This is a genomic window from Candidatus Nitrosocosmicus sp. R, from assembly GCF_054408505.1.
Genome location: NZ_CP167090.1, coordinates 2827217 through 2849070, shown reverse-complemented (window position 1 = coordinate 2849070; position 21854 = coordinate 2827217). Strand labels below are relative to the sequence as shown.

General features: G+C 33.7%; 22 protein-coding genes and 3 tRNA genes. 18 read left to right on the top strand and 7 right to left on the bottom strand.

Annotated elements, in window-relative coordinates; translation table 11 throughout:
• The first annotated feature begins 348 nt into the window (after positions 1-348).
• From AAGU22_RS14705 to AAGU22_RS14675, 7 genes are all read left to right on the top strand, one after another.
• Positions 349-780 carry a translation initiation factor IF-2 gene (locus tag AAGU22_RS14705; RefSeq protein ID WP_458719854.1) on the top strand — a complete coding sequence of 144 codons (432 nt, stop codon included), beginning with the start codon at positions 349-351 and terminating at the stop codon, positions 778-780.
• A gap of 109 nt (positions 781-889) precedes the next feature.
• The gene (locus AAGU22_RS14700; RefSeq protein ID WP_458719853.1) at positions 890-1543 is read left to right on the top strand and encodes a nucleotide exchange factor GrpE; all 654 of its coding nucleotides are present in this window, start codon (positions 890-892) and stop codon (positions 1541-1543) included.
• Complete coding sequence (dnaK, locus tag AAGU22_RS14695) at positions 1544-3463, top strand: molecular chaperone DnaK (protein ID WP_458719852.1); 1920 nt, start codon at positions 1544-1546, stop codon at positions 3461-3463.
• Positions 3464-3505: 42 nt separating this feature from the next.
• On the top strand, positions 3506-4633 hold the full coding sequence (gene dnaJ, locus AAGU22_RS14690; protein WP_458719851.1) for a molecular chaperone DnaJ: 1128 nt from the start codon (positions 3506-3508) through the stop codon (positions 4631-4633).
• A 42-nt stretch (positions 4634-4675) separates the two neighbouring features.
• Positions 4676-5602 (top strand): ABC transporter ATP-binding protein, encoded by a 927-nt coding sequence (locus AAGU22_RS14685; RefSeq protein WP_458719850.1) that lies wholly within the window; start codon positions 4676-4678, stop codon positions 5600-5602.
• A gap of 52 nt (positions 5603-5654) precedes the next feature.
• Positions 5655-5773: transfer RNA gene (locus tag AAGU22_RS14680), tRNA-Leu, on the top strand.
• A 430-nt stretch (positions 5774-6203) separates the two neighbouring features.
• Positions 6204-6320: transfer RNA gene (locus AAGU22_RS14675), tRNA-Met, on the top strand.
• Here AAGU22_RS14675 and AAGU22_RS14670 read toward each other — a convergent pair.
• Positions 6302-7681, bottom strand: a complete 1380-nt coding sequence (locus tag AAGU22_RS14670; protein ID WP_458719849.1) for a TiaS agmantine-binding domain-containing protein — start codon at positions 7679-7681, stop codon at positions 6302-6304. The two genes, AAGU22_RS14675 and AAGU22_RS14670, sit on opposite strands and share 19 nt — an antisense overlap.
• 125 nt (positions 7682-7806) lie before the next feature.
• On the opposite strand from AAGU22_RS14670, the gene hisI reads away from it, so the two are divergent.
• From hisI to AAGU22_RS14650, 4 genes are all read left to right on the top strand, one after another.
• Positions 7807-8133, top strand: coding sequence for a phosphoribosyl-AMP cyclohydrolase (gene hisI, locus AAGU22_RS14665; protein WP_458719848.1), 327 nt, complete (start codon positions 7807-7809; stop codon positions 8131-8133).
• An 80-nt stretch (positions 8134-8213) separates the two neighbouring features.
• Positions 8214-9440, top strand: coding sequence for a threonine synthase (gene thrC, locus AAGU22_RS14660; protein ID WP_458719847.1), 1227 nt, complete (start codon positions 8214-8216; stop codon positions 9438-9440).
• Positions 9441-9483: 43 nt separating this feature from the next.
• Positions 9484-10827, top strand: coding sequence for a ThiF family adenylyltransferase (locus tag AAGU22_RS14655; RefSeq protein ID WP_458719846.1), 1344 nt, complete (start codon positions 9484-9486; stop codon positions 10825-10827).
• A gap of 77 nt (positions 10828-10904) precedes the next feature.
• Positions 10905-11756, top strand: coding sequence for a hypothetical protein (locus AAGU22_RS14650; protein ID WP_458719845.1), 852 nt, complete (start codon positions 10905-10907; stop codon positions 11754-11756).
• 15 nt (positions 11757-11771) lie between these two features.
• On the opposite strand, the gene AAGU22_RS14645 is transcribed toward AAGU22_RS14650, so the two are convergent.
• From AAGU22_RS14645 to AAGU22_RS14630, 4 genes are read right to left on the bottom strand one after another with little or no spacing between them, the layout of a single operon-like run.
• Entirely contained in the window at positions 11772-12653 is an 882-nt protein-coding gene (locus tag AAGU22_RS14645; protein ID WP_458719844.1) for a DNA-3-methyladenine glycosylase 2, read from the bottom strand.
• Between the two features lie 59 nt (positions 12654-12712).
• Positions 12713-13975 carry an MBL fold metallo-hydrolase gene (locus tag AAGU22_RS14640; protein ID WP_458719843.1) on the bottom strand — a complete coding sequence of 421 codons (1263 nt, stop codon included), beginning with the start codon at positions 13973-13975 and terminating at the stop codon, positions 12713-12715.
• Positions 13976-14022: 47 nt separating this feature from the next.
• The gene (locus AAGU22_RS14635; RefSeq protein ID WP_458719842.1) at positions 14023-14832 is read right to left on the bottom strand and encodes a class I SAM-dependent methyltransferase; all 810 of its coding nucleotides are present in this window, start codon (positions 14830-14832) and stop codon (positions 14023-14025) included.
• On the bottom strand, positions 14832-15659 hold the full coding sequence (locus tag AAGU22_RS14630; protein WP_458719841.1) for a class I SAM-dependent methyltransferase: 828 nt from the start codon (positions 15657-15659) through the stop codon (positions 14832-14834). The genes AAGU22_RS14635 and AAGU22_RS14630 overlap by 1 nt, the downstream gene beginning before the upstream one ends.
• Before the next feature lie 129 nt (positions 15660-15788).
• Here AAGU22_RS14630 and AAGU22_RS14625 point away from each other — a divergent pair, with 129 nt between their 5' ends.
• The 6 genes from AAGU22_RS14625 to AAGU22_RS14600 all read left to right on the top strand — a co-directional run bounded on the left by AAGU22_RS14625 (position 15789) and on the right by AAGU22_RS14600 (position 19734).
• Entirely contained in the window at positions 15789-16010 is a 222-nt protein-coding gene (locus AAGU22_RS14625; RefSeq protein ID WP_458719840.1) for a hypothetical protein, read from the top strand.
• 100 nt (positions 16011-16110) lie between these two features.
• On the top strand, positions 16111-16404 hold the full coding sequence (locus AAGU22_RS14620; protein WP_196817305.1) for a 4Fe-4S dicluster domain-containing protein: 294 nt from the start codon (positions 16111-16113) through the stop codon (positions 16402-16404).
• Between the two features lie 81 nt (positions 16405-16485).
• Complete coding sequence (locus tag AAGU22_RS14615; protein WP_458719839.1) at positions 16486-16896, top strand: transcriptional regulator; 411 nt, start codon at positions 16486-16488, stop codon at positions 16894-16896.
• A 62-nt stretch (positions 16897-16958) separates the two neighbouring features.
• Positions 16959-18284, top strand: coding sequence for a phosphomannomutase (locus AAGU22_RS14610; RefSeq protein WP_458719838.1), 1326 nt, complete (start codon positions 16959-16961; stop codon positions 18282-18284).
• The gene (gene thiL, locus AAGU22_RS14605) at positions 18271-19290 is read left to right on the top strand and encodes a thiamine-phosphate kinase (protein WP_458719837.1); all 1020 of its coding nucleotides are present in this window, start codon (positions 18271-18273) and stop codon (positions 19288-19290) included. The genes AAGU22_RS14610 and thiL overlap by 14 nt, the downstream gene beginning before the upstream one ends.
• 39 nt (positions 19291-19329) lie before the next feature.
• Positions 19330-19734, top strand: a complete 405-nt coding sequence (locus tag AAGU22_RS14600) for a 30S ribosomal protein S11 (protein WP_134483782.1) — start codon at positions 19330-19332, stop codon at positions 19732-19734.
• A gap of 35 nt (positions 19735-19769) precedes the next feature.
• On the opposite strand, the gene AAGU22_RS14595 is transcribed toward AAGU22_RS14600, so the two are convergent.
• Positions 19770-19843 (bottom strand) — tRNA-Pro (locus AAGU22_RS14595).
• Between the two features lie 102 nt (positions 19844-19945).
• On the opposite strand from AAGU22_RS14595, the gene map reads away from it, so the two are divergent.
• Positions 19946-20839 (top strand): type II methionyl aminopeptidase, encoded by an 894-nt coding sequence (gene map, locus AAGU22_RS14590; protein ID WP_458719836.1) that lies wholly within the window; start codon positions 19946-19948, stop codon positions 20837-20839.
• A 455-nt stretch (positions 20840-21294) separates the two neighbouring features.
• Here map and AAGU22_RS14585 read toward each other — a convergent pair whose 3' ends face one another.
• Positions 21295-21579: a hypothetical protein gene (locus AAGU22_RS14585; protein ID WP_458719835.1), complete on the bottom strand. Its 285-nt coding sequence runs from the start codon at positions 21577-21579 to the stop codon at positions 21295-21297.
• Positions 21580-21854: the final 275 nt, after the last annotated feature.

The window sequence follows — 21854 nt, the reverse complement described above, 5'->3', positions numbered from 1 at the left end:
ATTGCAGATGAGGTTGAAAATGTTGTTGACCGTTTATTTACTTATAAATGGAATGTGGTATAGATATATTAAGGAAAATTATTTAAATGAATGTGTCGCAAGTGACACAGGTTAACTTTTCTCAAAAAATTACAAATTAATACCGATAATAAAATCCACAATCCAATAGCCAGATTGTGACTATATACTATATACTATATGCTGGATAATATGTTTACCAAGTTATAAACAATAAAAGATATACAGAAAGAAAGCATCAAGGTGATTACATGACTGCTAAATTCTGCTATTTATACAAGAGATCTATTATTCACAACGTACATTAATTGGTCTGTTGTAATCTATAACATGTCAATCCAAGATGAATCTGGTTATATATCCTTGTTAGATAGGTTACAAAATAAACTAGGAAATGTGGTAAAGAAAGAAGTTGCCAGACTTGAAGTTCCTGTTCCAAGAGTAATATGGGTTGGCCAACGAACAATTTTTAGAAATTTCATGGATTTTCCGAAGGCATTAAGACGTGATCCTGAAAAATTATTACTATATTTAAATAAGGAATTAGCATCTGCAGGATATATTACTGGTGAACGGGTTATTTTTTTGGGCAGAAAACCTATATCTTCATTCGGAGGTTTGATAGATCGATATGTAAAGGACTATGTTATTTGTCCTGTTTGCGGTAGCCCAGATACTAGGACAGAAAAAATTAAAAAGTTAGGCTTTATGATATGTGAAGCTTGCGGTGCAAGATCTTCTATAAAAAGTAATTATGCTTGATTGCAAATCGCGATATCAACTGGATGCAAAATATTCTTATCCTATTTTCTTTGCTTCCGGGTTCACTATAATCGATATGTAATTATTAGATTTAACCAAATTTATTATTATGGATAAAACTAAAAACAAAGATCAAGTAAAAAATGATCAAAATAATGATTATCTGTTATTAGATGATAACACTAATGAATCTAATGAAAATTTAAAAACTGATTTATCCATTGAAGATATGGCTGCCGAATTAAAGGAAACAAGAGACGATTTGGAACACTATAGAAAATTGTATGACGACACATTTAACAAATTAAAATATAGTTTAGCAGATTTCGATAATTATAGAAAAAATATTGAAAAACAAAATGCCTTGAGGATACTTTCAGTGAAGGCCGATATCTTGTCAACCGTGGTTAATTTACGCGAAGATTTTATGCGTGCATTAGATACATTAAAGCACCATAAAGTTGATATTTCAATTCTCGAAGGATTGACGAATATACTAAAAAATATTGATCTCTTTTTAGAAAAAGAAAATGTTTTAGAAATAAAAGCTTTGAATAGTGTCTTTGATCCTAACTTTCATGAAATTATAGGATTTTCTTATGTTGAAGATGGTGCGGAAGAAAATATTATTACTAAGGAAATTAGGAAGGGTTATTTATTAAATGATCGTGTCCTTCGTCCGAGTTTAGTAGAGGTTTCCAAAAAGATAATTAAAAATATCGATAATGATAATAAAGAGGATACAAAAGGAGATGAAGTTTAAATGGGAAAAATAATAGGAATTGATTTAGGAACTAGTAATTCTGCCGCTGCTTCTTTGATCGGTGGAAAGCCAGTTATAATACAAGCTGCTGAAGGCGCCTCAATAGGAGGGAAAGCCTTTCCATCAGTAGTTGCATTTTCGCAGGATGGTCAATTAATGGTTGGGGAACCTGCCAGACGTCAAATGCTTTCAAATCCTGAGGGAACTGTTATTGCAGCTAAAAGGAAAATGGGTACCGATTACAAATTTAAAGCATTGGGGAAAGAATATACTCCACAACAAGTATCTGCATTTATTCTTCAAAAGATCAAGAAGGATGCTGAAGCATTTCTTGGCGATACGGTCAATAAAGCTGTAATTACTGTTCCTGCTTACTTTAATGACAATCAGAGACAAGCAACAAAAGATGCCGGAGAAATTGCCGGACTAGAAGTAGTAAGGATAATTAATGAACCCACCGCCGCTTCACTAGCATTTGGATTAGATAAAGTCCATCATGATCTTAAAATTATGGTCTTTGATTTTGGAGGAGGGACCTTAGATGTTACCATTATGGAAATGGGTGGTGGTGTATTTGAGGTAAAGAGCACTTCAGGTGATACTCAACTTGGTGGTACAGATATGGATAATATTTTGATAGATTATCTTGTAAATGAATTTAAAAACCAATCTGGAATAGACATCAAAAATGATAAAGCAGCGATGATGAGGGTTAGAGAAGCTGCAGAAAAGGCAAAAATCGAATTATCAAATATAGTCACCACGGAAATAAACCTACCATTTTTGGCATACGATCAATCTACTGGTCCAAAGAACTTTGCCATTCCTTTGAATAGGGCAAAATTGGAGGAATTATTGCGACCTGTAGTGGAACGATGTAGAAATCCAATGCTACAAGCTATCAAGGATGCAAAATTGTCAGCTTCAGATATCGAAAAAATAGTTTTGGTTGGGGGCCCTACACGAATGCCAATAGTAAGAGAATTTGTAAAATCTGTCATGAGCAAGGAACCTGAACGTGGTGTTGATCCAATGGAAGCAGTTGCGTTGGGAGCTGCAATTCAAGGTGCAATAATCTCAGGTGAAGTATCTACTGATATTTTGTTGGTTGACGTTACTCCTTTGACTCTTGGTGTGGAGGTTATGGGTGGACTTAAAGAAACTCTGATTGAACGAAATACTACTATTCCTACCAAAAAGAGTAAGGTATTCACTACCGCTGCAGATTACCAGACTGCTGTAACCATCCATGTGGTCCAGGGTGAGAGAACTATGGCTTCTGATTGTGTTTCACTAGGCATGTTTAATTTGTCGGGTATACCTCCTGCTCCCAGAAGTGTTCCACAAATAGAGGTCACATTTGATATCGATACCAACGGAATTTTGAACGTGACTGCCAAAGATCTTGCTACATCCAAGGAATCAAAGATTACTATATCTGCAAGCTCTAAATTATCTAAAGAAGAAATCGAAAAATTAAAGAAAGATTCAGATGCATTTGCTGAAGTAGATAAAAAGAAACGAGAAGAAGCAGAATTAAAAAATGAATCAGACAATTTACTATATTCTGCAGAAAAATTGATTAATCAAGACTTAAAAGATAAAGTAACTCCAGAGCAAAAGGATAAAGTAAATAAATCAATCCAGGAATTAAAAGAGTCGATAACAGCCAATAATGTGGACGCCATAAAAACAAAAATAACCGATTTAAAGAACGCGTTAGCCGAAATAAGTACAGCTGCATATCAGGCCGTTCAACAAAATGCTGCTAACGCTTCAAACCCAGGGGATGTGGGGTCTGATACTCCACCTCCAAGTGATAGTACTTTTAATCAAAATCCTGAAAATAACGATCCAAAGTCTGCTGCTACTGCTGCTGCGGAGGACGCCACCGCCGCCAATAAATCAAATAATACTTGATTAAGAGAATAATTCCACACTTAATTATTTTTGTGATTTGTTATGAGTAAAAAAGATTATTATGATGTACTTGGAGTTCAAAAAACTGTTACTAAGGATGAGCTAAAATCTGTATATAGAAAACTTGCGTTAAAATACCACCCCGATCGTAATAAATCGCCTGAAGCAGAAGAAAAATTCAAAGAAATTTCTGAAGCATATGCTGTACTATCTGATCAGGAGAAACGTAAACGATATGATACATACGGTCATGTGGGTAATGAGGAAGTATTTAGGGGATCTGAAGACAATTTCGCAGAAATTTTTAAAGATATTGGCTTTGGTAATGTAGGCGATATTTTTGAACAGATTTTTGGTAGAATGGGCGGCGGTAGAGGCGGTGGTTTTAATAATGATCCATTTAGCTTCAATTCCAGAACCTCAAACAGAAGACAAAGAGGCAGAGATTTACTATATGACGTAGACATGACTCTGGAGGAAGTAGTTAAAGGTAAGAGGGAAGAGATACAAATTCCAACAATCGAAGACTGTTCGGTTTGTTCGGGGACAGGTGCTTCCCCAGGAACTTCACCAAAAATTTGTCCTACATGTAACGGCCAAGGACAAACCCGCAGAGTTTATAACCAAAATCAGTTTTCCACCTTTATTTCGTTAGATACCTGTAATACTTGCCACGGAGAAGGTAAAATAATAGAAAAACCTTGTAATACTTGTCATGGTAATGGTAAAGTTAGAAAAACAAATAATCTAAAGATCGATATACCCTCTGGTGTTGAGGACGGAGTAACACTAAGAATTTCTGGAAAAGGGGAAGGCATTCAGGGTGGAATGAATGGTGATTTATTGGTACGTGTACATGTAATCCCGCATCAACTTTTTAAAGTACTTGATGATGGAGATTTGATGTATAATTATGATGTTTCATTTATTGACTTGATATTAGGAACGGAAACAAGGGTTCCAACCGTAGATGGAACTGAAAAATTGAAAATTCCTGCTTGTACCAAAGCTAATGCTGTTTTTAAAATCAAAGGAAAAGGTTTGCCAAGATATGGAAAATTTGGAAGAGGGAGCCAATACGTAAAAATCGAAGTAAAATTGCCTGATAAGATTAATGATACTCAAAAAAATCTATTAAAAGAATTGTCAGAGGAATTCAAAAAAAATTGAACTATAAAAACTATTTTTCGTACAAATTTAGATCAATACTATATGATAGCAATAGAATCTTTTAATGTAAGTAAAATATACAAAAATTCCAATAAAAAGGCATTAAATGATATCTCTTTACAAATCGAAAAAGGAAAGATATCTACATTATTGGGAAGAAATGGGGCCGGAAAAACTACCTTTATACGTATTTGTTCTACTCAATTGTTACCCACATCTGGAAAGATATTGGTGTTCGGTGACGATATACTCCAGTCACCAGAAAAAATACGTCAAAAAATTTCTATAGTTCCACAGGAAGGAAGACCCTTACGCGCATTAACTCCGTGGGATCATATTTATAATTGGTTGAGGATACGAGGCGAAAAGAAAGAGTCCGCATCGCAGAAAACATCTGACATATTACAAAGACTTGATCTCTTTTCTGCAAAGGATATTCCTGCGTTGAATCTATCGGGAGGAATGAAACAGAAAATTTTAGTTGGGATGGCCATGGCAACTGAATCACCTTTGCTATTTTTGGATGAACCTACTATCGGTTTGGATCCAGTATCACGACGACAGGTATGGTCTATCATAAAAGATTGGAAAAATAAAGGAATAACAATTATTTTGACTACTCATTATATGGACGAAGCCGAAATGTTGTCTGATTCCATATTCATTATTGATGAAGGTAGGGTTGTTTCTAGAGGCAACATGAACGATTTGAGAAATACTCTAAATTATCAAATAAGGATTGACATTAACATATCAAAGGATTATAATGTTTATGATTTAAGAAACTTCATTAATTCTTTTGGGAAGACAATTAGTATGAGTTCTGACTCTATAAGATTATTTACTTTTGAGCATCATTTAAGAGAAATATCTGATATTTTGGTTCGTAATAATTTGTCATTTTCTGTATCTCCTATCACATTAGATGATATTTTCGTAAATCTTGTCGGTGGAGCTGAAATGGAATGATTCTTTTTATTTTTTATTAGAATATATGTTGGGCTTTTTAAAAATATTTTATGCGGGAGTTGCCAAGCCTGGTCAAAGGCGTGAGATGTTTAAAACACGAAGCTCAGAAACCAGGATAATTGAGATACCTCATCTCTTAGGGGTCCGTGGGTTCAAATCCCATCTCCCGCACTAGAAACTTAAGTTTCTTTTTTTATTCCTACCAAGCCTTTTCCATTGCCTATAACTAATATGACTAAGATGATCATATACTCCTTTAACAAATGCAGTGATTATTTGGCCATGAAAGATGAAAAAGTTACGATAATAAACTAATTAATTGTTGACGTCTTATCAAATAGATATTTCAGAATAGCAACACGACAGTTAGTTTGTAGTGCACTTTAAACGTTTTAACTATGTGTTTTATTTTATTCAAATTCGTATGTTGTAATTAGAATAATGCACTTGTATCAAATAATTTTGATATGCTTATAATAAACTAACAAGACATAGTCTCGCAAATAAAAAACCGGAAATGAATCTCTACCCTTTTGCTCGGTCCCGATTCAATTCATTCATCTATACCGTATATATACTCCTTATATTACCAATATTATTTAGCGGGGTGGGGAAGCCAGACCTTTTTAGGGGCTAGGTTATCCCGGCGGGCTCATAACCCGCAGAGCGGTTTCTGTGCCTTTAAAGCCAGCCGTAAGTTCAAATCAACCCCCCGCTATCTTTTATCCATTTTATACTTGTTAACAACTGTTTTATTTCCATACTATTAAATCGCTTTTCCATACCATACCTGGATGATGGTTTGGTAAGATGTCGATGCGCAATAGGTTCCGGAATATATAGACCCGACTTTAGTTTTCTATCCTTTTCCGTCTTCATTTTTACACTATTTCTAATTCTTGTTTTGCAAATATGACATTGATATCCTTTATTCTTTCCCTCCGATTTCATATTTTTAGAACACTTCTCGCAAGTGGGATTTCTAATGTTATACACTCTTGCTAATTCTTTGATTATGAGGTATTCTAGGTTAAGTGTAATTTGATTATTTGATTTTAGATGTGAGCCATACCCTACCTCAATCCTATCTCCAATTATTAACATGCTTGCAATCTTTGTTAGACCTGTAGGTTGGTAAACCGCAACTGGTAAGATACTGTCAAGCTCATCCTTTATTTTGAATATTACATGTCCACCATTAATTACGGATGGTGTAGATACAACTTGACAAGTTATACGTCCTGAGGTAAATGGTTTAATGTTAATTCCACTGTTCTCTTTGACTAGATGTAAATTCGTTCCTTGATTTGATCTGAATATCATATAGCCGTGTAATTCTTCTTCGATACACAAGTTTTTCAGAAATAATGTGGTTATAAATGGATCTTCTCCTCTAATACCACAAAACACTGGGTCAGGCCCACGAGGGGTAATTAGTATCCTATTATTTTTAATGTCAAAATTATTGTAGGTATATGGATATGATTGCTCGCTTAATTTTTTTACTTTAAGGTTATCTGTTTTTCTGCTAGTTCCGATATTTTCTTTACTTCTGTATGCAATTGTTTCAAATGTATGATCCGAATCTAAAAGACAACCTGTTGCTGCAAGCGCACCTACAATTCCATATCCTTTTCCAAAAATGCTGAATTGCATATCATTCTTATTCGCTATTTTTATGGCTAGTTGTTTACTTAATATGGTATTCATAGCACTTTCACTAAACGTTGTCAAGTCTTTGCCAATGTCATTCCCTTCATAAAAAACTAAACCCGGATTAGCCCCGTTTTCTAATTCGGAATAGTTTTCTATGGTATAAGTGATCTCCTCTTTGATTTTTTCATAATTTCTACCTCTTATTCTTAAACAGACTGCACCATTTCCTCTAGTTTTAAGAGGAACATTAGGATTTAGTCTTATTAATAGTGGAAAATCAACAAATTCTACCTGAAATTTTCTTATTAACATATTTGATATTAAATAAGATAGGTGAGTAGTACATCTTCCATTTATTGAATCAGTGTCATCAAATCCTATATGCAGAGTTTTCTCGTCACTAGGTTTATTCCAATTATTCATTAGCAACAATTATGTCTTTATTTTAATGAGTATCTCATACTATTTAATAAAAATACCCCAAAGATTTAGGAGTAAATTTTAGTATTATAGAAAATTCTTATACCTTTTTGATCCAATATTTCAGGTTGTTAAAAACCATAGATAAAATCGATTTTGAAAAACGAAATGGAATCATCCCTGTAGTGGTTCAAGATATAAGAACTAAAGATATTTTGATGCTTGGGTATGCAAATAAATACGCCTTAACCAAAACCGTTGAAACTGGAAATGCACATTTTTGGAGTACTTCTCATAATAGATTGTGGATGAAAGGTGAAGAATCGGGGAATATTCAACCAGTAGAAAAAATATTAGTTGATTGTGATTCTGATGCATTATTATATCTGGTTAATTCTATGAAACCTGCCTGTCATACAGGAAATCGTTCGTGTTTTCATAATGAATTAGGCTGATTGATTCCTAATAGTTAAGTAATACTAAATATTATTTAGAGAGATTTATCTATCATATTGTTCCTTTGTATTCAGAAATAATGGGAATTATAAGTGCACTAAAATGCAGAGAATGCAATAAAGAGTATTCCCCAAGGTTTATATATATCTGTGAGGATTGCTTTGGGCCATTGGATGTCCAATATAAAATAGATACTACCATTACTAAGAATACATTTGAAAGTCGTTCAGATTTAACTTATTGGCGATATTTTGAAATTCTTCCGATAGAAGATAAGAAAAATATAGTCAGTTTAAATGGTGCGATCACTCCGTTACAAAAAGCAGATAATTTGGGTAATAGTCTTGGCGGATTTAAGAATTTATACATTAAAAACGATTCCGTAAATCCAACTTTCTCTTTTAAGGATAGGCCAGCAGGGGTTGCAGTTTCAAAAGCTAAAGAGATGAATTTATCTGCCGTGGGTTGTGCATCTACTGGAAATCTAGCATCTGCTACCGCCGCTCATGCAGCAAAGGCAAATTTACCTTGTTACATTTTCGCCCCCTCTGACATAGAGGATGTTAAAATCGCACAAGCTTTGTCGTACGGAGGCAAATTTGTAGCGGTAGATGGTACATATGATGATGCTAATAGGATTGCTTCGGTAATTGGAGATTCTAATGGTTATGGAATTGTAAATATAAATATGCGACCTTACTACGTCGAGGGCTCTAAAACACTAGCGTTTGAAGTATTGGAACAATTGAATTGGACCGTCCCTGATGTACTAGTAATTCCAGTAGGAAGTGGAGCTATGTTGAATGCCATTTGTAAAGGATTTGAAGAAATAATGAACCTAGGATTAATTTCTGATATTTCTAATTTAAGGATAATTGCTGCCCAACCTAATGGTTGTGCACCTATTGTTGATGCTTATAAAAATAGATCTAATGAAGTTATACCCGTAGAAAAACCTAATACTGTTGCAAAAAGCCTGGCAATAGGGGATCCTGGTGACGGGATATATGTACTAAAACGTCTAAGACAATATAATGGAATAGGGGAGAAAGTTACTGATTCTGAAATTAAAAATGCCATTTTATTGCTTGCAAAATCCGAAGGAATATTCACCGAACCTGCTGGTGGTGTGGCAGTAGGTGTTTTAAAGAAACTAATAGAGGAAAATAGAATCGATAAAGACGAAAATATAGTATGTTATGTTACTGGTAACGGACTTAAAACTACTGAATCTATTACTGATCTCCTTCCTACTCCTAGTTCAGTAAAACCTGATATCAGGCTAGTTTCTGCAATGATACGTTGAACAAACGGATATAAATCGAAAAAATTAGGGTGTTAATTATAAATTGACCACAATAGAATTTGTTGTTCCATCAGTTTTAAACAAAGGTGCAGGAGAAAAAAAAATGTCTATCGAAGCTTCAACTTTGGATGAAGCATTCAACATTGTATCCGGTATTATGGGTGATGATTTTAAACGTAGAGTTATAGACATTAATGGAAAGCCTAGAGCATTAATTAATATTTATATTAATGGAAAAAATATGCGTTTTAACAATGCAGGGATGGGTTCAGTTTTGAATGAAGGTGATTCTATTTATATTTTGCCTGCAGTTGCCGGTGGAGCTGAAATAACCAATCAAGATATGCTAAGATATTCGAGGCAAATTATGCTCGAGGAAATTGGTTATGTCGGGATGGAAAAACTCAAAGATACAAAAATATGTGTTGTCGGTGCAGGAGGAATAGGAAACCCGGTTTTATCTCAATTAGTTGGAATGGGAATAGGAGAGATTCGAATAGTTGACAGAGATGTAATAGAGATTTCTAATCTTCACAGACAACATTTGTACACTGATGCAGATATAGGAAAGGTAAAAGTTGAAGCTGCCTTGGAACGTTTACAGAAAATGAATCCTAGTGTTAAAATAGAAGCTATTCCCATTTCCGTTACTAAATTTACCGCTGAAAAAATAATTAAAGGATATGATATAGTTATTGATGCTTTGGATAGTATCGATGCTAGATATGCTCTAAACGATGCTTGCCTAAGACTAGGCATACCTTTTATTTATGCTGGAGCTCTTGGAATGGTTGGTTCAGTCTGTACTATTCTTCCAAATCAGAGTGCTTGTCTTAGATGCATCTTTCCTGAATTATCTGAAGATGAAATGCCAACATGTAGTACTGAGGGAGTACATCCATCAATTCTTTATCTTGTCTCTGGAATTCAGGTATCTGAAGCAGTAAAAATCGCAATTGGACAGCAGCCATCATTAGTCAATAAATTATTATACGTCGATCTAAATGATTTAGTTTTTGATAAGATTCAAATGAATAGACATGATGAATGTCCCTCTTGCGGATTGCATGTTGAACAAAAAGATATCAAAATTCCGTCTATTATGGTAGAAGAATTATGCGGAAGAGATCGAGGCAAGAGAACATACACTGTTACCCCAGCCCAAATTACAAATGAGGTTGATTTAACAAATATTTTGAAAATCGCCGAATCTAATGGGTATATATTGAAATCAAAAGGCAATTTGGGTATAACAGTGTCCTTTCAAAATCAATTACTTATTAGCTTCCTTACGAGTGGAGCCGCCACGATTGTGGGAGCGAAAAGCGAAGAAGAAGCATTGTCTATTTACAATACTTTTACGGAGGAATTGAAACCACTAAGTTAGCTAGTATTTTTTTATTACTTTGTAATATTTTATAGAGATCAGTTTTAATATTTGGTATTTTATTTCACTGTATAGATATGTCTTTAGAAGTTCAATATTTTCCTATTATCATTAATAAAAAAGAGAAATTAATAGTAGCTGATGATCACTTTCTATCTCTAGATGATGACACTTCAAAATCTAATAATTTAGATAATAACGAAGATAAAAAAGAAGATAATAACGAAGATAAAAAAGAAGAATTAGAAAAAGAATTAGAAAAAGAATTAGAAGAGGATGATGAAGAGGATGATGAATTAGAATTAGAATTAGAAGAGGATGATGATGATGATGATGATGATGAAGATGAAGATGATGAAGATGAAGATGATGAAGATGAAGATGATGAAGATGAAGATGATGAAGATGAAGATGAAGATGAAGATGAAGATGAAGAGGGAAAATCGAATCGCGCAAGTAGAAAGAAAACTATGAAAAAGAGTTCTGATCATAGGGACATTGATTTAACTCCTATAACGAAAAACCTAGAGATCATTAATAAGAATGTGGATAAACTGTTTAAAGAAATTCAAAAGATACAAAAAGTAACGCAACCATTACAAAAAGGTCTCAATTCTATTGAAAAGCAGTCCGTATCTATTAAACAGACTCAATCTTTACTTAAGGAAATGGATAAAAGAATACTAAAAATAGAGAAAAATGTTATAACCAAAACAACAAAAAATACGCCCTCCAGTTCTAGGACGTCCACCAAAACAACAAAAAATACGCCCTCCAGTTCTAGGACGTCCACCAAAACAACAAAAAATACGCCCTCCAGTTCTAGGACGTCCACCAAAACAACAAAAAATACGCCCTCCAGTTCTAGGAAATCAACTTCTAAATCTTCAAAGAAATCGACCGATAATAAAAAACAGAGAAATAAGTAGATGGATTATAGCCTACTACCATCTTCTTCCATTTTCTTCTCTGATACTATAATAAAGATATTGCTGGGCATATCCAGAATATCTTCCATAGTGTTCTCTAATTTTTTTCGATAACTCTCTATATTGGTTGGGAGTGATCTTTTCATTTATTTTCATATCTTCGTCTAAGATTTGACTCAATTTTTTTTGAAAAAATTTTATAATCCAAGTATCAATTGGAAATGCTTCTAATTTGTTTAAGGAAAATAATAATATACAATCTGCTATTTTGTCTCCAACTCCACTTAACTTCAATATTTCTTGTTTTGCTTTATCGTAATCCATTTCTGCTAATTTTACCATGTCAATTTCTTGCTTTACTATTTCTCTTACTGTTTTTATTACAAATTCTGCTCTATATCCTAATCCACAAAGTAAGAGTTCTGGTACAGAAGTAGTGTGTAGCGTTGTTAGACTTGGAAATGTATAAAATTCATTACTATCCCATTCCACCTTTTTTCCAAATTTCTTGGAGAGATTTCTCAATATCAGTCGAATTCTTGGGATATTGTTGTTACTCGAACATAGGAATGATATAATACATTGAATTGGTCTTTGTCTCATAATTCGTAATCCCGGATATTTTCTTGTTACATTGTCCATTATCATGTCCTTTCCAGAAATTTCATTCATAATCTGATCGTATTTGTCATCAAATCTAAATACATGCTGTTGCCAGTTCTCTATTTTAGGAAAAGAATCATATTCGTATGTTTTTTCACCTTTGTTTTCATATTCAGTTATTTTTAATATCGATTCTTCATATATTCCATACCATGATTTATCTCTTTTTTCCCAAAGAAAGGATTGTCCGCTATTAATGGTTGAATTAATATTGAGAGTACATCTGCTATTCAATTGTAAGAAAATTTTACCAGGGGGTTGCTGTTATATGTAACATTGTTTTCTTTTCTTGGTTAAACCGTGGTTATTTCGCCGGCTTCTGGAGCATGAGCCTTATACCCATACTTTTCAATAATTTCTTCTGCAAACTTGGTGCATGATAGGTTATCGCCATGAACAGTCATTACTTGAGGGTTTCCTTTCACCTTATCTAAAATCTCAAATAATTCTGTCCTACTATTATGTCCTGAAAAGTCAAATCTATTTACTTCTGCCAAACATTTTATTGTTCTTCCATTATAAGTTACTTGTCTCTTATCAAGTAATGATCTTCCTGGCGTTCCCTCCCCTTGATAGGAAACCAGAGCAATTCCATTGTATTGGCTCTTGCAAATTTCCTCTATATAAAAAACCGCTGTACCGCCAACTAACATACCAGCCGGAGAAATTATTACTCCGGGTTCTTTAACTACTCTTTTCCTTCTTTGCCAGCTTGTTATTCTTTCAACATCTTCAATCGAACTCTTAAACATCTGAGGGTCTCTAAGATACTTTGGATATCTGAGCATGATATCATTGGTTTTTAATGCCATCCCATCCATAGCAATTTTGTATGGAAAATTATATGTTTTAAGTACGCAAGCAATTTCTTGAGCTCTTTCAACAGAAAATGCAGGTATAAAAAATACACCGTTCCTCTCGACCACTTCCTTTGCAAATTTTACTAATTCCCTTTCAGATTGTTCCCTGGGAACCTGCTCTGCTTGGGAATAAGTACTCTCAATTATTAACATATCAATTTCGCCTACATCAAGGTCGGCAGGTCTCAGAACCTTGGAACCTCGTGTATTCATATCGCCGGTATAGAACAGTTTTTTTCCATCTGATTCAACTAAAATTGTTGCACCACCTATAACATGTCCCGATTCATGAAAAGTAATGTTTGTGTCCCTTATGGTGTAACTACTCTTGTAATCTAAATGTCTTGCATGATTTAACATGTTCACTAAATCATGATACTGAAAAGGAAGATAGAAGCCTGATATTTTTATCATATCTTGAATTAGTAGCTCGGAGAGTTCAAATGTAGGCATAGTTGCTAAAGCTTCTAGATTTGAATCTTCTTGAAGAAAAAGGGATGGAGCACATCCTGAATGATCCAGATGTGCATGAGTTATTACGACTGCATCGATATCCTTTGGATTCACTTGAATCGGAAAAAGAGGTTCCTTCTTCAAAAGAACTCCGTAATCTAGTAGAATATTTGTATTATTTGAATTAATCAAGAATGCGGATCTTCCAACTTCTCTGGCAGCTCCTAACGTTGTAACTTTCAATGAAAACTACTTAATTTATTTATCATATTAGTCTTTTTGCATTACTACTAACTAAAATCAATATTCCACAATAGATACTCTTCATTACTACTTTTAATGCTCTCTAAATATCCATATCCTGCGTCATCTAAAACATCCTCAAATTCATATGTACGTATTTCCCTTTGCCCTTCATATTTAAGACATTTTCTTAATGTTTCTTTTATGATGTCTTTGTATTTTGGTTTAGAATAAACATACCATAAATTGTGCGCTCCCCTTAGCTGTTTTAAAAATTCAATGGTTCTGTGTGGTATTTTTGAATAATATTTGTTAGTTATTTCTGTGTTTATGTCATCCCAGGATGGAGTTATCCAGCTTGCTATTTTTTCAAACCCATGTCCCTCAAACTCTACTGCAAGGCTCAAACCTTGATCCAAAGTTGTAATTATTACATCTGTACTTGCAGCAATTTTATCCCTATAATCGACCCCCGGCTCCATCCATCCAACAAATATTAGATCATATTTTTTTTCTATTCCATTATATGCATCGCCAATTTTAATATAATCTGGCTTGTATCTTCTTAATTTGAAAAATATGTCGGCGCTCTTTTCAATACCTTCTGCATTAGGTAAATATTGAATAATTTTTTCCAAGAAATCGCCATAACCACATCCAACATCTAAGTAAGTTGGATCTTTAGATACCGCTTTAGCTATTGATGTTATTCTTTCTACGTCTACCTTTCTGTATGTAAAATATGAACCGCAAAGAAAAGGAAAAATGAATCTCTCATGATGAGATGAAATAGAATATTTTCTAAATTCTTTTAATGCATTTAATGCAATACCTAAATCATTTATCTCTGGAGGCATTATTCCTCAAATTTCATTTTCCATAAGCAAATATCCGGATTTGAAGGGAGCATTTCATTATAACTAAATCCACATTCATCCAAGATTTTTTCATGCTCATAAACATCCCTACTGTTATCTTTTTTACTAGATTTGATTAATGTTTCTTTTATGATGTCTTTGTATTTTGGTTTAGAATAAACATACCATAAATTGTGCGCTCCCCTTAGCTGTTTTAAAAATTCAATGGTTCTGTGTGGTATTTTTGAATAATATTTGTTCAATAGTTCTGTATTAACGTCAATCCAGGATGGAGTTATCCAGCTTGCTATTTTTTCAAACCCATACTCATCCATTTCGCATTCTCCATTCATTCCACATTGTCCACCCTTATCGAAAGTTGTAATTATTACATCTGTACTTGCAGCAATTTTATCCCTATAATCGACCCCCGGCTCCATCCATCCAACAAATATTAGATCATATTTTTTTTCTATTCCATTATATGCATCGCCAATTTTAATATAATCTGGCTTGTATCTTCTTAATTTGAAAAATATGTCGGCGCTCTTTTCAATACCTTCTGCATTAGGTAAATATTGAATAATTTTTTCCAAGAAATCGCCATAACCACATCCAACATCTAAGTAAGTTGGATCTTTAGATACCGCTTTAGCTATTGATGTTATTCTTTCTACGTCTACCTTTCTGTATGTAAAATATGAACCGCAAAGAAAAGGAAAAATGAATCTCTCATGAATAGACCCATCTCTGATGCCCGAGGTTTTTAATCTAAATGTGTTTAGTTCCTTTTGTGCGTAATTAATATCTTCAATCAAAAAGGGCATACCTTAAAAACTGATTATAGGTTATATGTATTTTTTAGGTCGTAAATATGAGATTTTTTCATGCTGATTTCTGTATCTGTGATTTAATATTTCAAAATATTTATAAAGTAACTAAGCGCTGATTTTTTAATGGTAAGATCATTTGAGGAATGGTGGGGAACCGTTCCGGAGGAATTAAAAGCAAAAGCTCGCAAGGGCGATGAAGCCAACAAGGTTTTATTGAATCAGGTAAATTATGTATTACTCCATCTTCATCTTCAGGGTAAGCATGATGCAAAACCATCACATGAAGAATTAAAAGACTGGCTTCATAGTGGTCAAGTAGACGTAATGCGTCAAATCAAAAAATAGATATTATTATCTAGTTTTTTATCTTTTGTATAACACTGTTTTGTTATTGGCATATAGTTTAAATAGTTTTATCGTTACAAGACGAGTAGTGAATTATTAGATGCCAATTGCTATACTTCCAGATGTTGATGAACAAAGATGCATTGGGTGTGCGCTTTGTGTAGAAATTTGTACCGCATTAGGTCCGGATGTACTTCGTGTTAAACCTGTTGAAGGTTGGAAAAGAGGCAAAGCATTTGTCTTTTATCCCGAGAGATGTATTTCTGACGGTGCATGTCTAGGTGTTTGTCCAACTCATGCTATATTCTGGATGAGACCATTAGAATATACTGCAGGCCAACCAGTTCCATTACATAAAAACGGTGTATTTGATAAAGGCTGGGAAGAAGGCTAAATCCATATCACCCAATTATTTTTTGTTTATTTTAATTCTTAAAAAAAGCTTTATATAATTAGAAATTTAGAAATTATTATTATGTTGTTACCCTCTGAAATTGAATCCAAATCTTTGATTCCTGCTATTCGTGCTATTTTGTCTAAAAGATTAATTCGAGATTATGATCTTAAAGAAGAGACTGTAGCAAAACTTCTTGGGATTACTCAAGCTGCAGTTAGTAATTACATCAGAGGAACCCGGGGCGATCTTTCATTGGTAGCTAAACTGGAAGATAATTTTGAAGTTATGAAAATGATAAACGATATATCCAAAGACCTTTCTACAAATAATGCTTATTCTCCAAGTACGATGACAAAATTTATTCAACTATGTAATTTTATGCGATATACTTTCATAATATGTGATGTACACCATAGTATTGAGTCAAATATAGACAAAAGAATCTGTGAACAATGCGAAGTACTGTTGACCGGTTCGCGTTTCTCCTGATCTATTACTTTTCTTTTTTTAATCCAGTTAACATAAATTATTGCATCTACCTCCTTATTTTCGTGAAGATATCTATCTCAGGAATAAGGGGGATATTTGGAGATGACCTTAGTATACAAGAGATAGCCCGTTTTTCTAGGGTTTATGGATCTTATTTGAAAAATAATTATGATATGCAGACTTGTGTAATTGCAAGAGATAGTAGACCATCAGGAGGCATAATTACAGATATCGTAATCGGATGTCTTTTAGAACAAGGGATTAATGTTTATGATCTAGGTATTGCACCTACACCAGTTTTGTTTAGAGAGTCCAGAAAATATTCTGGTGCTTTAATGATTACAGCATCACATAACCCGCTAACTTGGAATGGGTTGAAGATGCTTATAAAAGGGAGAGGATTATTTGAGGAAGATTTAGATCAGGTATTAAAAACGAAAATCCAAGTTCATGTTAAAATTGGCCAATATTTCAAAATTAATGCCAGCTTTTTGAACGATATAACAAACTATATTCCACAACCAAATCAATCAAATGATAATTTCAAAGTTGGTATCGATTTTGGAGGGGGGGCAGCATGCAATTATGCTAATCAGTTGCTTGATTCCTATCATGTAAAATATCTTGGAATAAATGACAAGCTGGGATTCTCTTCTCGTGGTCCCGACCCAACATCTGATCCCTTGGTGGAATTATGTGAATTAGTTAAAATAAGCAAGTTGAATTTTGGTTTTGCCTTTGACTTGGATGGGGATCGACTGGTAATCGTTAACAATGAAGGCATTCAGCTTAATCCTGATTCGACTTTATTGTTATGTATTGCTGGCGTTGTACGCAATAACGGATTCAAAAGATTTACCATTAGCCTCGACTCTAGTCTCTCAATTGAACAATATGTCAATAATCATGGTGGTCAAGTCTTTGTATCTAAAGTTGGAGAATCAAACGTGATAAAAAGGATTTTTGAAACCGATTCACAAGCAGGTGGAGAGGGAAGTAGCGGGGGATTCATCATGCCAAGCTTTACTTCTTGTAGGGATGGGTTATTGGCGAGCGTTATTATCAGCTCATTAGATCAGAATACAATTAATGAATGTATGAATCTATCTTCAAAATTTAAACAAATACGAACAAAGCATTCTATAGATCCTAAAATTGATAGTAAATATCTCTTTGAGAAAATACTATCTTCGTTAAAATCCTATTCAACAGATGTATTATATACTGATGGTTTGAAATTCATTCTGGACGAAAGTTCTTGGATTCTTATACGTTTCTCAAATACCGAACATGCATTTAGAATATCATTGGAGTCAACAAAAGAAAAAGTAGATTCTATGTATAAATTATTTCATAATAAAATAATTGAAATCTATGAAAAAATTTAATGAGAAACAAATACTGAATTTAATTGTATCTAAATTTGATAACAATAATATGGAACCATATTTAGGTAAGGATGACATATCAATTATGCCTTTAGATTCATTAAATTCTTCATCTAATGAATTTAGTGATAATAAATTTTTGGCTGTTACGTGTGACATGTTAGTTGAACATACTGACGTCCCACCCAAAATGACATTTGAACAAATAGCCCGAAAATCTGTGGTTTCTAGTGTGAGTGATCTGGTTTCAAAAGGAATAATGCCAAAAGCCGCTTTAATATCATTAGGGTTACCCAAATCATTAAAAAACTCTGAAATTTCTAGACTAATTAATGGGTTGTCTTTAGCTTCAAAAGAGTTTGGAATAGATATTGTTGGTGGTGATATTAATGAATCTAAGGAAATCATAATTGATTGTTGTATGTTTGGATCTTTATCTTCGGTAGTAAACATACCTAGAAGAAATGGGGCGTGTATTGGTGATTATGTGGTTGTTTCTGGTATTTTCGGTTATAGTTCTTCAGGATTGAAAATTCTAATAAACAATCTATCAAGCCCCGATAGTTACTTTAGAAAAAGATCGATTGATTCCGTCTTAAAACCTTCTCCTTCTTATGAATTTGGAATATTTATTGCCCATTATTTTTCTTCATCCATGGATTCTAGTGATGGCCTTGCCTCTTCACTACAAGAGCTATCAAAACAAAGTGGAGTGAACTTACTAATAGAGGAGGACAAGATTCCTATTCCACCAAAATTGAAGGAGTTTTTATCAATAAATAATCTTGATTTTCACGACCTAGTATTTTATGGAGGTGAGGAATACAATATAGTAGGAACAATATCAGAAAAAAATCTACTGGAAATTTCCAAGATTTTGAAAATGCATCAACTAAAATTGTATATTATCGGCAAAGTAGTTAGTGGGAATGGGCGAGTATTTGTTCTCACTTCCAATGGAAATAAGAAATTGCTTAAAAAAAAAGGATATACGCATTTTACTTAAGAAGGTTTTTAAATGTGACAATCAAAAAATTCTACATTCATGTCACAAGAGGAAATTACTCAATATAAATGGGGGGTAGCCCATATTTTTAGTAGTTATAATAATACTTTAGTCCATATAACAGACATAAGCGGTGCAGAAACTATTTCCATTAGTTCGGGCGGGCGCCATGTAACAGCAGATCGTTATGAATCTTCTCCGTATGCAGCTATGAAATCTGCCGTTTCTGCAGCTGACGCTGCCAAAACAAAGGGTATTAATGCACTCCATATACGCGTAAGAGCAGTAGGTGGAGTTGGACCAAGAATTCCTGGTCCTGGTGCTCAGGCTGCCATAAGAGCCCTGGCTCGAGCTGGATTTCGTATAGGTCGAATAGATGACGTTACCCCAGTTCCTCATGATACTACTAGAAAACCTGGTGGTCGTAGAGGCAGAAGAGTATAATTTTTTTCTTTTTGTTTTTGGCTATTAATTAGTAATGGGACCGGCCGGATTTGAACCGACGACCTCCAGCGCCCAAGGCTGGCATCCTACCAAGCTAGACTACGATCCCTTTCTAATGAGAAATTTTTTGTCTAATTTTAATCTTATTTCAATTAATATAAATCATTATTTGCATTATTGTTATATTGTGGGGGGTTATTATCTCTAATTCATGTCTCTAGATAATTATATTCGTGCAGGTCGAATAGCTGCTCAAGTTAGAGAAAACGCTAGGAAAAAAAATCATGTCGGTAGGACACTTTATGAAATATGTGATTCTATCGAGAGTGAAATAAATGAGCGAGGTGGTCAACCTGCTTTTCCTGTTAATATTAGTTTGAATGAGATAGCTGCTCATTATACTGCTGAACCAGACGATCAAATTGTGATAAAGGATACTGACGTTGTTAAAATTGATTTAGGCGTACATATAGATGGTTACGTTGCAGATACCGCAGTTACTGTTTCATATGATTCAAAATATGATCAATTAATAAAAATAGCAGAATTGTCATTATATGAAGCTACCAAGATTGCAAAGCGTGCTACTAAATCAAGTGATATTGGAAAAACAATTGAGAATACCATAACCTACAATGGTCTAAAACCGATTCAAAATCTTAGTGGACATTCTTTAGAACAGTATGTCATACATGCCGGAAAATCTATCCCTAACATTAAGACTTATGGACCTTCATTTTCACTAATGCCTAATCAGGCCTACGCAATAGAACCATTTGTAACAACTAAAGATGGACTAGGCATAGTTTATGAGGGTAAGACCAGAAATATTTTTTCACTAGTATCAAGAAAACCTACTAAAAATAAGGACACGGATGAATTCATCATATATCTATGGAATAGGTTTAAAACACTTCCATTTGCGTTACGTTGGCTGGTAAATGATTTCACTGAATCTAAAGCTCGTGAAATGTTAGACTATCTAATTAAGAGGAAAAATATTAGATCCTATCCTATTCTTGTTGAGGGTAATAACAAAGTTGTATCTCAGGCAGAACATACAATCTTTATATTGGAGAATCTGAGTCATATAATTACAAAATAGTTTTCATTTTTATTTTGATCAAATAAGACGAAAATAATTATTTTATCTTGATAATTTTCTAGGACTCGACTCTGTTATCTTAATTGATGATTGTCAATGAATGAATATATATATGAATAAAATATCTTTGCGATCTTCATATTTTGATAGTGCAGTATTTCAATTACTAAACTTACCTTGCACATGTATGTTATTTCCTAAACCTGTGAAGCATTCGGATGGTTGCGGTTGAATAATTCTTGGAGTTATTTTTATAACACCTCATCGAGTTCATGTTCTATTTCTTGTTTATATATTACAATTAGTTTAACATGCAATTTATTTCTACTTAGGTTTACTGTAATGAGAGTTATTACTCCTGACATCGGGTCGTCCATAATATTAGGATAAATTAATACATGTCTATTGATATGCTATAGAAGAATCGTCGTAGTCTACATATTGTTTCCATACGATCAAACCAAATTGCTAATGCTTATGGATTGATCGGATATTCCATCAACAATAGGTTTGGAGCTATTTGTTTGGATAACAGAGACATCATCTGAGACTGGGTCGGTCACATAGATGTTATTATTGCTTGGGTTAAACGCCAGAGCAGACGGACCATCTCCAACATCAACTGTTGAAATAACCATATTACTAGCCCAAACCCATTCTAGTCCTACAAAAACTCCTGGATTAGTAGAAGTATCAAAGTTATGATTAGTATCCCGAGAAATCCGTATTTTTACTTTCATTACAATCACTATGATTGAAATATCAGATATAAATATGGGTATACCATTCTGCAAAATCTTACTGACTAACTATGAACAACAGATCAAATTTTTATGGATATTGATATTTGTTTTACTGTCATCTTTATACCAATCATTGGTCTTTGGTAACCATTTCTATAATGTTTTATATTCACTTAAATACCTCTTTAATGTCATTGTTCACCTACTTTTTTCTTTTCCTTCTATTGATCAAAAACCAGTAAGGTTATTATATCGAGATAAAAAAATTAAAG